Source organism: Pseudomonas sp. A125 (genome assembly GCF_055409485.1).
On the sequence record NZ_JBUZVP010000047.1, the window covers coordinates 21,545 to 32,743 of the forward strand.

The 11,199-nt window shown below is 59.0% G+C and carries 11 protein-coding genes; 4 read left to right on the plus strand and 7 right to left on the minus strand.

All coding sequences use genetic code 11. The features are described 5' to 3' along the window. Positions 1-52: 52 nt before the first annotated feature. Entirely contained in the window at positions 53-421 is a 369-nt protein-coding gene (locus ACZRN6_RS34520) for a PilZ domain-containing protein (protein WP_322147631.1), read from the plus strand. Between the two features lie 115 nt (positions 422-536). Here the strand turns inward: ACZRN6_RS34520 and radA are convergent, their stop codons facing one another. The 3 genes from radA to katB form a co-directional block, all read right to left on the minus strand. Further along, positions 537-1,904 carry a DNA repair protein RadA gene (radA, locus tag ACZRN6_RS34525; protein WP_003215821.1) on the minus strand — a complete coding sequence of 456 codons (1,368 nt, stop codon included), beginning with the start codon at positions 1,902-1,904 and terminating at the stop codon, positions 537-539. A 35-nt stretch (positions 1,905-1,939) separates the two neighbouring features. After that, positions 1,940-2,479, minus strand: a complete 540-nt coding sequence (locus tag ACZRN6_RS34530; RefSeq protein WP_322147633.1) for an ankyrin repeat domain-containing protein — start codon at positions 2,477-2,479, stop codon at positions 1,940-1,942. Between the two features lie 104 nt (positions 2,480-2,583). Further along, on the minus strand, positions 2,584-4,125 hold the full coding sequence (gene katB, locus ACZRN6_RS34535; protein WP_322147635.1) for a catalase KatB: 1,542 nt from the start codon (positions 4,123-4,125) through the stop codon (positions 2,584-2,586). 286 nt (positions 4,126-4,411) lie between these two features. Here katB and mscL point away from each other — a divergent pair, with 286 nt between their 5' ends. Further along, positions 4,412-4,828: a large-conductance mechanosensitive channel protein MscL gene (mscL, locus tag ACZRN6_RS34540; protein WP_322147637.1), complete on the plus strand. Its 417-nt coding sequence runs from the start codon at positions 4,412-4,414 to the stop codon at positions 4,826-4,828. 43 nt (positions 4,829-4,871) lie between these two features. Here the strand turns inward: mscL and ACZRN6_RS34545 are convergent, their stop codons facing one another. After that, positions 4,872-5,648 (minus strand): ferredoxin--NADP reductase, encoded by a 777-nt coding sequence (locus ACZRN6_RS34545; protein ID WP_322147638.1) that lies wholly within the window; start codon positions 5,646-5,648, stop codon positions 4,872-4,874. A gap of 433 nt (positions 5,649-6,081) precedes the next feature. On the opposite strand from ACZRN6_RS34545, the gene ACZRN6_RS34550 reads away from it, so the two are divergent. Together ACZRN6_RS34550 and ACZRN6_RS34555 are read left to right on the plus strand one after the other, a co-directional pair. Next, the gene (locus ACZRN6_RS34550; protein WP_322147639.1) at positions 6,082-6,792 is read left to right on the plus strand and encodes a helix-turn-helix transcriptional regulator; all 711 of its coding nucleotides are present in this window, start codon (positions 6,082-6,084) and stop codon (positions 6,790-6,792) included. Between the two features lie 127 nt (positions 6,793-6,919). Beyond that, entirely contained in the window at positions 6,920-8,044 is a 1,125-nt protein-coding gene (locus ACZRN6_RS34555; RefSeq protein ID WP_464009894.1) for a methyltransferase, read from the plus strand. A gap of 41 nt (positions 8,045-8,085) precedes the next feature. Here the strand turns inward: ACZRN6_RS34555 and ACZRN6_RS34560 are convergent, their stop codons facing one another. From ACZRN6_RS34560 to ACZRN6_RS34570, 3 genes are read right to left on the minus strand one after another with little or no spacing between them, the layout of a single operon-like run. Beyond that, the gene (locus ACZRN6_RS34560; RefSeq protein ID WP_003215809.1) at positions 8,086-8,253 is read right to left on the minus strand and encodes a DUF2474 domain-containing protein; all 168 of its coding nucleotides are present in this window, start codon (positions 8,251-8,253) and stop codon (positions 8,086-8,088) included. Positions 8,254-8,265: 12 nt separating this feature from the next. After that, positions 8,266-9,273 (minus strand): cytochrome d ubiquinol oxidase subunit II, encoded by a 1,008-nt coding sequence (gene cydB, locus ACZRN6_RS34565; RefSeq protein WP_322147640.1) that lies wholly within the window; start codon positions 9,271-9,273, stop codon positions 8,266-8,268. A gap of 3 nt (positions 9,274-9,276) precedes the next feature. Further along, entirely contained in the window at positions 9,277-10,716 is a 1,440-nt protein-coding gene (locus ACZRN6_RS34570; RefSeq protein WP_322147641.1) for a cytochrome ubiquinol oxidase subunit I, read from the minus strand. Positions 10,717-11,199: the final 483 nt, after the last annotated feature.

Sequence of the window (11,199 nt, forward strand, 5' to 3'; positions counted from 1 at the left end):
CGCCCCATGATGGCGCAGCGCTACAATTTATTTATCCACAGAGGGTTTCACCATGCGCGAACAACCTTCAGACCGACGCCGTTTCCGACGCATTGCCTTCGATGCGAGGACCGAACTCGAGCAGGACGGCCATGTGTGGCCGGTGCAATTGGTAGATTTGTCGCTCAAGGGCTTGCTGGTGCAACGGCCGGATGGCTGGCAGGGTCATCGCTACGAATCTTTCGATGTGGACATTCATCTGGACGCCGAGACCGACGTGAAGATGCAGGTGCGGCTGACCCACGACGATCATGGGCAGTTGGGTTTTGTGTGCGAACACATCGACCTCGACTCGATCAGCCACCTGCGGCGGATAATCGAGTTGAACCTCGGCGATCAGGCAGAGCTGGAGCGGGAATTCGCCGCCTTGCTGGAGATCTGAACATGTGGGAGCTGGCTTGCCTGCGATGGCGGTGTGTCAGCTTGCATATCAATTAACTGATACACGGCCATCGCGGGCAAGCCCGGCTCCCACAGGGGGGATGTGTGGCTGGCGATTATTCGAACAGGGCATCCAACGCCTGCTCCAGGCGCGTTACCCCGATCACTTGCAGCCCCGGTGGCATTTCTTTCGGCGCATTGCCCTTGGGCACGATGGCGCGCTTGAAGCCATGCTTGGCCGCCTCTTTCAGCCGCTCCTGGCCGCTGGGCACCGGGCGCACTTCACCCGACAGCCCCACTTCGCCGAACACCAGCAAGTCGTGGGGCAACGGCCGGTTGCGCAGGCTGGACATCACCGCCGCCATCAACGCCAGGTCGGACGCCGTCTCCAGTACCTTGACTCCGCCCACCACGTTGAGGAACACGTCCTGGTCATGGGTGGGAATGCCGCCGTGGCGGTGCAGTACCGCCAATAGCATCGCCAGGCGGTTCTGATCCAGGCCCAACGTAACCCGACGCGGGTTGGCCAGATGGCTGTCGTCCACCAGCGCCTGCACTTCCACCAGCATTGGCCGGGTGCCTTCCCACGTTGCCATCACCACACTGCCCGGTACTTCTTCCTGGGCGCGGGTGAGAAAAATCGCCGAAGGGTTGGAGACTTCTTTCAAGCCCCGGTCGGTCATGGCGAACACGCCGAGTTCGTTGACCGCGCCAAAACGATTCTTTACCGCCCGCAGTAATCGCAACCGCCCGTCGGACTCGCCTTCGAAATACAGCACGGTATCGACCATATGCTCCAACACGCGTGGCCCGGCCAGTGCGCCTTCTTTAGTCACGTGGCCCACCAGGAAAATCGCCGTACCACTCTGCTTCGCGTACCGCACCAGCAGCGCGGCACTTTCCCGCACCTGGGACACGCCACCCGGCGCCGATTGCAGTTGCTCAGTGAAAATCGTCTGGATCGAGTCGATCACCATCACCTTGGGTTTTTCCAGGCGCGCAGTGGCGATGATGCTTTCAATACACGTTTCGGTCATCACGCGCAGTTGGTCTTGGGGCAAACCCAGGCGGCGGGCGCGCATGGCCACTTGCTGCTGGGATTCTTCGCCCGTGACGTACAGCGCCGGCATACGGCTGGCGATGCTGCACAAGGTTTGCAGCAGGATCGTGGACTTGCCGATGCCCGGGTCACCGCCGATCAACACCACCGAGCCATCCACAAGGCCGCCGCCCAACACCCGGTCGAGTTCGCCAGAAGCAGTGGAGAAACGCGGGATTTCTTCGACGCTGACTTCAGCCAGGGTCTTGATCTGGGTTTGTTGCCCAGTCCAGCCGGAACGACCACTGGGGGCCACGGCGCCGCCGCTTTCAATCATGGTTTCGGTCAGGGTGTTCCACGCACCGCATTCCGTGCATTGGCCGGCCCACTTGGGAAAGGTCGCGCCGCACTCGGTGCAGCCATACATGCGCTTGGCCTTTGCCATTTGAGAACCTCCAACCGAAAAACCGCGATGATAGCTCAGCGCGGCGCCGGGGTACGGATTTCACCGCTGACCAAACGTGAAGCGCTGTTACCGATCGGGTCTTCGGCGTTGAGGTCGGCGCCCTTGGCTTTCAGCTCATCCAGCAGTTCCACGCGTTTGAACAGCCCGGCATACATGGCCGCCGTTTGTCCGGCGCCGTTGCGTTGGTCGGGGTTGCAGTCGGTGGCAAGCAGGCGCTGGGCGATTTTCAGCTCACCCTTGAAGATCGCGCCCATCAACGCGGTGTTACCACGCTTGTCCTGCACGCAGGCATCGGCGCCGGCCGCGAGCAAACGGTCCACGTAGGTACTTTCGCCGTGATAGGCGGCGAGAATCAGCGCGGTGTAGCCCTTTTCATCCTGGGTGTTCAGCGAATAGCCGGATTCGATGAAGGTGTTGAGCATTTCCACGTCGCCACGGCGGGCGGCGTCGAAGTAATAATCCTGCAGCTGGGCCTTAAGCGCGGCCGGGTCAGCTTGTTCGGCCAATACGCTGAACGACAAACACGCAAGGACAGCGCCTATAAAGATTCGCATGGCAAATTCTCAGTGATGTGCCACCTGTAGGAGCCGGCTTGCCGGCGATGGCGTACTTGTGGGCGCTATCGCCGGCAAGCCGGCTCCTACAGGGAGCGTGTCGGTTAGTCGGTCAGCTTTTCGGCCAGTGCCTTGACGCGGGCCAGGTCACCCTTGGCGACTTTGGTCACACCCGTGCCGTACTCCGGGTCTGCCTTGTAGAGAAACGACAGGATGATGTGCTTGCTCTCGTCATCGGTGGTAGCCAGGGAGCCGCCGAAGTTGTCGATCAAGTCCTGGCGCTCTTTCTTGTTGAACGAGCGGTACAGGTCGCCGGCCTGCTTGAAGTTCTGCTCACGCTGGATCTTCGCCTGCTGGGTGCTGCCCGCCAGTGCCGACTGGTTGTAACGTGCGGTTTGCGGCTCTTCGCGTGGCAGCAGGCGGCTTGGCTGGTAGTTCACGCCGGTGGTGGTCTTGCCGAAGTTCATCGCGCCGTCCTGGTTACCGTTGTTGACGGTCACCCGCGGTGCATTGATCGGCAGTTGCAGGGCGTTTGGCCCCAGGCGGTACATTTGCGTATCGGCGTAGGAGAACACCCGGCCTTGCAGCAGGCGGTCTTCCGACGGCTCGATGCCCGGCACCAGGTTGGCCGGGGCCATGGCCACTTGCTCGGTTTCCTGGAAGACATTGGCCGGGTTGCGGTTCAGCACCATTTGCCCAACTTTGCGCTCCGGCACGTCTGGCCAGATCTTGGTGGCATCCAATGGGTCGAAATCAAACTTGGCCAGGTCTTCCGGTTTTAGCACTTGCACATACAAGTCCCACTTGGGGAAATCACCCTTGTTGATGTGCGTGACCAAATCATGGGTCATGTGGCTGTAGTCACGGCCCTGCACTTCGGTCACTTGTTTGGGGTCGAGGTTTTTGATGCCCTGCAGGCTCTTCCAGTGGAACTTGACGTAGTGCACTTCGCCTTTGGCATTAATCAACTTATAGGCATGTACACCATTGCCGTCCATCTCGCGATAACTGGCCGGCGTGCCGGAGTCCGAATACAACTCGGTCAGCGTACGGGTGGACTCTGGAACATGGGAGAAGAAGTCAAAGCGACGGGAGTCGTCGTCCAGGTTAGTACGCGGGTCTGGTTTAAAAGCGTGAACCATGTCCGGGAACTTGATGGCATCGCGAATAAAGAATGTCGGGAAGTTATTGCCGACCAAGTCCCAGTTGCCTTCGGCGGTGTAGAACTTGGTGGCGAAGCCGCGCGGGTCACGCAGGGTTTCCGGCGAATGGTTGCCGTGAACGACCGCCGAGAAGCGCACAAATACCGGCGTGGCTTCACCGGCGGCAAATACTTTGGCCTTGGTCAGGTCGCTGAGGTTGTCGGTGACGGTAAACGTACCGTGGGCACCCGTGCCACGGGCATGCACCACACGCTCCGGGATGCGCTCGCGGTCAAAGCGCTGCAACTTCTGGATCAGTTGCACGTCTTGCAACAGGACCGGGCCATTCGCACCGGCAGTTTGCGAGTTCTGGTTGTCACCCACCGCCGCACCATTATCGCGGGTGAGGTTGGCGGCGTGTACGGACAGCGAAAGAAGACTGGCGCTCACTACAAGCAGCACCCGTCGCGCAGAAATAGGCCCGCGGCTAATAGGGTTTTTCATCGAGGTATCCTCTGGTTTTTTTAATGCACATTGAGTTGTGCTTGCCAGAGGCTAGTGACCTGCGAGTCAGAAGATAAATAGAAAAGCCATACCACCCCGATAAAGAAAATAGTGTGGTAACCCACTGAAATAGCGGGTATTTCGCGCGCGATTGGTGGCACTTTGCAAACTATTTGCGATTTAATGTGTCGATAAACACGGACACTGTAAACAGTTGTGTCGCGCAAGCCACGCCACACTGTCTTACACTGGCTTCTACCTCCTCATCTGTAACAAGGAATAACCTATGGGCGTGTTAAGTGAGTTCAAGGCCTTCGCGGTCAAAGGTAATGTGGTCGACATGGCCGTCGGTATTATCATCGGCGCCGCCTTCGGCAAAATTGTTTCCTCCTTTGTAGGCGACGTGGTGATGCCACCTATCGGCCTGCTGATCGGGGGCGTCGACTTTGGCGACTTGGCGGTTACGCTCAAGGCCGCCCAGGGCGATGCGCCTGCTGTCGTGCTGGCGTACGGCAAATTCATCCAGAGCGTGATCGACTTTGTGATCGTCGCGTTTGCGATCTTCATGGGCGTGAAGGCGATTAACCGCCTGAAGCGCGAAGAGGCCGTGGCGCCAACCTTGCCGCCGGTCCCGACCAAGGAAGAAGTGCTGCTGGGGGAGATCCGCGATCTGCTCAAGGCACAGAACAGCAAGCCCGAGTAAGCTCGGCCAATAAAACAAAGGCGCCTGCGGGGCGCCTTTGTTTTTACCAGTAGTTTTCTACCGCAACCTGGCCCGGGCGGCGGGTGAGGCTTAATTGCATGTCGCGCTGTTTGAGCAACTGGCGCGTGTCGTCGATCATCTGCGGGTTGCCGCAAATCATTACTCTGGAATGCTCAGGGGTCAGCTCGACGCCTGCGGCCCGTTCCAGCTCGCCGTTCTCGATCAGGGTGGTGACCCGGCCATTGAGCGCTCCCGGATGCCGCTCGCGGGTAACGATGGGGATGTAGGTGAGCTTGTGGGCATGCTCTGCCAGGTACTCGCGCTCGCCCAGTTCATGGATCAATGACTGATAGGCCAACTCCCTGGCCTCCCGCGCGCTATAGACCAGGATGACCCGCTCGAATTTCTCCCACACCTCAAAGTCCTGCAGGATCGAAAGAAACGGTGCGATACCGGTGCCAGTGCCCAACAACCACAGATCGCGACCATCCACAAACCGGTCCAGGGTCAAAAAGCCCGTGGCCTGGCGCTCCACCAACAAGGTATCGCCCTTGCGCAAGCGGCTCAGTTCGCTGGTGAACTCACCGCCCGGCACCACGATGGAAAAGAAATCCAGGTGTTCGTCAAAAGGCGAGGACACCACCGAGTAGGCTCGCCACACAATGCTGCCGTCGGCTTTGGTGACCCCCAGGCGCACGAACTGGCCAGCCCGAAAGCGAAAGCCCGGGTCTCGGGTGGTGCGCAGGGTAAACAGGCTGGGGGTCAGCGATTGCACATCGAGCAAGGTCTGGCAGGTATATTTTTCAGCACTGGCCGTCATGGGGAACTCCATTTGCAGAGGACCCTAGTGTCCCTCAAAGCGGCGCCTGGAAACACCGGCGGTTTGTATTGGCATTGGCGCTGCGGATGGCCAGGCTGGCAGTCGTCTCTGAAAGCGCAGCCAAAGCAATCCTTCAATTAAAACTAACTATTTAGCTATTAACCCCCTTTAAATGGACCAGTAGATGATGCGCCACCTACAACGGCTATCGAAATGCCATTAAGTGCAACTCCTTAAAAAAACTAAAGAAACTTCACCGGGCAGATACCCCCTGTACAACCCTATATTTATGTATAGTTTTTTTTGCATAGGACGCTGCCAAGGATAATTAAATTTTCATTTTTGTCCGTCATCCGTCGCCTACACTCTTTTTTCGTGTCACTGGGGAGCCCGAAAATACCCAAGGCATAACATGATATATGGAGAGTTAAACATGGTTAACTGGCGCAACACACGCTTACCCAAACTGGAGGGCGAGAACGAAATCACCAGTATGTACGAGGCAGCCCTTAACCTGACTTACGAGCTGGGCTTTCAATACTGCGCATTCACCCTGAGTTCCCACCTGCCCCTCAACCAAACAAAAACTATAAAAATCAATAACTGGTCACATGAATGGAACACGCTGTACAAGCAAGAGCACTACTTTGACCTGGACCCGGTTGTTGCACATTGCAAACGTTCGGTGCTGCCGATTGTTTGGGAAGAGAAAACCTTTTGCTCGGTGCCGGATTTATGGGCGCATGCCCAAACCCACGGTTTGAAGTTTGGATGGACCCAGGCAGTTCATGATTTCCAGGGTGTTTTCAGCATGCTGACCCTGGCGCGCACCACCGGCCCTGTAAGCCCTGAAGAGCTCTATGAAAAAGCCGGACAAGCACTCTGGATTTGCCACGCGATGCACGCAGTGGTTGCACGAAAGTATGCCGACAAGCCCAGCCTGCAAGCCCCAAGCAAGTTGACCCCGCGGGAAACCGAAGTCCTGCAATGGTCGGCCATGGGCAAGACGGCCTCCGACATCGCCACCATCTTGTGCCTGTCCGAACGCACGGTCGGCTTCCATATCAGCAGTGCAATGAAGAAATTGGGGGTCAGTAACAAGATTGCCGCGGTGATCACGGCAGTGAAATGCGGGTTGTTTTAAACACCGAATGTAATCCAGAGGAAAAAAACGTAACATTTGCAGCCAGTTCTGGATGATGACGCGAGCCCTGATGAGCCTAACGTCGTGTTTCATCCAGATGGTTCGATTACCCAGAGTCTCCCCCGCCATGCCCCTGCTCGACAGCCCCTTCGCCCAACTCGACCTGATCCGTCAGCCAGAACAGCACAACGACCCGCTGCAAGCGTTTGACGCGGCCGATGAGTACTTGCTCGGCTATCTGGCGGAACAACAGCTTGCACCGGCAACCCGCGTTCTGGTGCTCAACGACAGTTTCGGCGCGCTGGCTGCCAGCCTCGAAGGGCATGTACAGGTCACCTCCAGTGGTGACTCGTTCCTCGGTGCCCTGGGCCTGGAAAAAAACCTGGCGCGCAACGGCAAGGCTTTCGACGCGGTAACGTTCCTGCCCGCCAGCCAGACGCCCACCGGGCCGTTCGACCGCGTACTGGTCCGCGTGCCAAAGACCCTGGCCCTGCTCGAAGAACAACTGATTCGCCTGCAAGGCCAACTGGCACCTGGCGCCGAGGTGATCGCCGGGGCGATGGTCAAGCACCTGCCACGGGCCGCCGGTGAGTTGCTCGAGCGCTATATCGGCCCGATGCACGCCTCACTGGCGGTTAAAAAGGCCCGGCTGCTGATCGCCACCTGGGCCGATCGGCCCCATGCAGTGTCGCCCTACCCTACGCGCTACCGCCTGGAAACCCCGGCCATCGAACTGCTCAACCACGCCAACGTGTTCTGCCGCGAAGACCTGGACATCGGCACCCGCGCGTTCCTGCCGCACCTGCCGCAAAACCTCGGCAGTGCCAGGGTGGCGGACCTGGGCTGTGGCAACGGTGTATTGGCGATTGCCAGCGCGCTGCAAAACCCCGAGGCGCAGTACACGCTGGTGGACGAGTCCTACATGGCCGTGCAATCGGCGGCCGAGAATTGGCGCACGGCGCTGGGCGACCGCGACGTGCTGATTCGCGCCGGCGACGGCCTGGCCGATCAGGAGCCACAATCGCTGGATGTGGTGCTGTGCAACCCGCCGTTCCACCAACAGCAAGTGGTGGGTGACTTCCTGGCCTGGCGCATGTTCCAGCAGGCGCGGGAAGCGCTGGTGGTGGGCGGCGCCCTGTATATCGTCGGCAACCGTCACTTGGGATATCACAGCAAACTGGCGCGTTTGTTCCGCGGTGTCGAGCAAGTGGCGGCCACGCCCAAGTTCGTGATTCTCAAGGCGCGCAAATAAAAAAGCCCTCCATAAAGGAGGGCAATAAGGACAACGGGATCTCAGTGGGTGGTCAGGCCCGCGGCGTTCATGAACATGCGCATCAGGCTGGCCACCACGAACAGGGCCAGAACGCTGCCGGTCCAGATCATCGCCAGCCAGCCCAGGCGCTGCCAGAGCGGCTTTTTCTCGGCCTGTTCGATGTCGTGCAACGAAGGTTTGCCGGACATGAGTCAATCCTCCTAGTGATAGCCGTCTTCGTGGGTGACCTTGCCGCGGAACACGTAGTAGCTCCAGAAGGTGTAGCCCAGGATGAACGGGATGATGAACAAGGTGCCCACCAGCATGAAGCCCTGGCTTTGCGGCGGCGCGGCGGCGTCCCAGATCGATACCGATGGCGGGATGATGTTCGGCCACAGGCTGATGCCCAGGCCGCTGTAGCCGAGGAAGATCAGCACCAGCGTGAGCAGGAACGGCGTGTAGTGCGCATTGCGCGCCACGGCGCGAATCAGTCCGTACATGGTCACCAGCACCAGGATCGGCACTGGCAGGAACCAGAACAGGTTTGGCAGGGTGAACCAGCGCGAAGCGATCTCCGGGTGCGCAAGTGGCGTCCAGATACTGACGATGCCGATCACCGCCAGCACCACGAATGCCAGGGGCCGGGCCAGGTTGTGCATCTTCTCTTGCAGACTACCTTCGGTCTTCATGATCAGCCAGGTGCAGCCCAACAGCGCGTACGCCACGATCAGGGCCACGCCGCAGAACATCGTGAACGGCGTCAGCCAGTCCAGCGAACCGCCGGCAAACTGGCGGTTCACCACCGGGATGCCATCAATGAACGCCCCCAGCGCCACGCCCTGGAAGAACGTCGCCGCCAGTGAGCCGCCGATAAAGGCCTTGTCCCACAGGTGACGCTTGTCGTCCTTGGCCTTGAAGCGAAACTCAAACGCCACGCCGCGAAAGATCAGCCCGATCAGCATCAGCATCAGGGGCAGGTACAGCGCCGAGAGCACCACCGAATAGGCCAGCGGGAACGCGCCAAACAACGCAGCGCCCCCCAGTACAAGCCAGGTTTCGTTGCCGTCCCATACGGGGGCGACGGTGTTCATCATCACGTCACGGTCGGTCTTGCCCGGGATAAACGGGAAGAGAATGCCGATGCCCAGGTCGAAGCCGTCCATGACCACGTACATCATAATGCCGAAAATGATGATCACGGCCCAGATCAGCGGAAGATCAATACCCATGACTCAGTTCCCCTTGTTCAAGGTGTCGCCGTGATCGGCGTCGGCACTGTCGTCGGCGGCCGACAATGGACGGGCCGGTGTGCGTTTCTGCCCAGGGCCACCGTGGGTCGGCTCGGTGCTTTCGTGGGTCACAGGCCCTTTGCGCACCAGGCGCATCATGTAGCCCAGACCCGCGCCGAACAGCGCGAAGTACACCACCACAAACAACACCAACGTAATGCTCATCTGCGCAAAGCTGTGGTTGGACGAGGCGTCTGCCGTGCGCATCAGCCCGTATACCACCCACGGCTGACGACCGATTTCGGTGGTGAACCAACCGGCGAGAATCGCAATCAGCCCGGACGGGCCCATCCACAACGCCAGGTACAGGAACGGCTTGGACGTGTACATCTTGTCGCCCCGGCGCAGCCAGAGGCTGAACAGGCCGGTGAAGATCATCAGGAAGCCCAGGCCCACCATGACCCGGAACGACCAGAACACGATGGTCGAGTTAGGGCGGTCCTCAGGCGGGAACTCCTTGAGGGCCGGCACCTGTTTGTCCAGGGAGTGGGTGAGGATCAGGCTGCCCAGGTACGGGATTTCCACCGCGAATTTGGTTTTTTCAGCCTTCATGTCCGGCCAGCCGAACAGGATCAGCGGTGTGGGTTCGTTGCCGATATTTTCCCAGTGGCCTTCAATCGCGGCGATCTTTGCCGGTTGGTGCTTGAGGGTGTTCAGGCCATGAAAGTCACCGATGACTGCCTGGATGGGCGCCACGATCAGCGCCATCCACATCGCCATCGAGAGCATGGTGCGGATCGCCGGGTTGTCCTTGCCGCGCAGCAAGTGCCAGGCTGCCGAGGAGCCAACAAAGAATGCGGTAGCGACAAACGCCGCCGTGGCCATGTGCATCAGGCGGTAGGGGAACGAGGGGTTGAAGATTACCGCCAGCCAGTCGGTTGGAATCACCCGGCCATCAATGATTTCAAAGCCCTGTGGCGTCTGCATCCAGCTGTTGGAGGCGAGAATCCAGAAGGTCGAGATCAGCGTGCCGACGGCCACCATCACCGTGGCAAAGAAGTGCAGCTTGCGCCCGACCTTGTTCCAGCCAAACAGCATGACCCCAAGGAAGCCCGCTTCAAGGAAGAACGCCGTGAGCACCTCATAGGTCAGCAACGGCCCGGTAACGGCGCCGGCGAAGTCCGAAAAGCGGCTCCAGTTAGTGCCGAACTGATAGGCCATGACCAAACCGGAGACCACACCCATGCCGAAGTTGACGGCAAAGATCTTCGACCAGAAATGGTAGAGGTCACGGTAAGTGTCGTTGTGGGTCTTGAGCCACAGGCCTTCGAGCACTGCAAGGTAACTGGCCAGGCCGATGGTGATGGCCGGGAACAGGATATGGAATGAGATGGTGAACGCGAATTGAATTCGGGCGAGTTCTAGCGCCTCCAAACCGAACATAAGTCTTCCTCTGTCAGGTAATACCGAATGCTGGCTGGAGGCCTGCACCCACTGCCCCCACGGATATGGAGTGTGGCGAATTCAAATTCGTTTCTTTTTTTAACCAACCACGCAGGGATTCTGGCCTTGCGGCCGCCAGAGCAATCCCGGCGACGGTTTTGATCTGGATCAAGCATTGCTGAAAGAGTAGTCCCATTTTCGCGAGAGCAAGGCGTGGTCTTTTGCCGCGTGACAGGTTGCCTCAGTGGTGAGTGAGTGCTGCCCGTGGTGAGGGGGATTGCCTGCGTAACATCAGTAGCTGCACATTTTTTGTGGCGGGGCTGAGGGTGCGCTGGGGGTATATCCGTTATTTGGGTGATGGCTTAGATGGGTTCCGCTCTTACAGCGGGTCACTTTTGAAAGGAGCCCAAAAGTAACCAAAAGGCTCTTGCCCCACCACTCGGCACCTCGCTTAGGCTCGGTGTGCCCTCACTCCGGCATTAC

Coding starts and splice junctions, on each gene's coding strand:
- cydB (WP_322147640.1), bottom strand. CDS start 9,273: ATGGGTATTGATCTTCCGCTGATCTGGGCCGTGATCATCATTTTCGGC.
- katB (WP_322147635.1), bottom strand. CDS start 4,125: ATGAAAAACCCTATTAGCCGCGGGCCTATTTCTGCGCGACGGGTGCTG.
- mscL (WP_322147637.1), top strand. CDS start 4,412: ATGGGCGTGTTAAGTGAGTTCAAGGCCTTCGCGGTCAAAGGTAATGTG.
- ACZRN6_RS34560 (WP_003215809.1), bottom strand. CDS start 8,253: ATGTCCGGCAAACCTTCGTTGCACGACATCGAACAGGCCGAGAAAAAG.
- ACZRN6_RS34555 (WP_464009894.1), top strand. CDS start 6,920: ATGCCCCTGCTCGACAGCCCCTTCGCCCAACTCGACCTGATCCGTCAG.
- ACZRN6_RS34545 (WP_322147638.1), bottom strand. CDS start 5,648: ATGACGGCCAGTGCTGAAAAATATACCTGCCAGACCTTGCTCGATGTG.
- ACZRN6_RS34530 (WP_322147633.1), bottom strand. CDS start 2,479: ATGCGAATCTTTATAGGCGCTGTCCTTGCGTGTTTGTCGTTCAGCGTA.
- ACZRN6_RS34520 (WP_322147631.1), top strand. CDS start 53: ATGCGCGAACAACCTTCAGACCGACGCCGTTTCCGACGCATTGCCTTC.
- ACZRN6_RS34570 (WP_322147641.1), bottom strand. CDS start 10,716: ATGTTCGGTTTGGAGGCGCTAGAACTCGCCCGAATTCAATTCGCGTTC.
- radA (WP_003215821.1), bottom strand. CDS start 1,904: ATGGCAAAGGCCAAGCGCATGTATGGCTGCACCGAGTGCGGCGCGACC.
- ACZRN6_RS34550 (WP_322147639.1), top strand. CDS start 6,082: ATGGTTAACTGGCGCAACACACGCTTACCCAAACTGGAGGGCGAGAAC.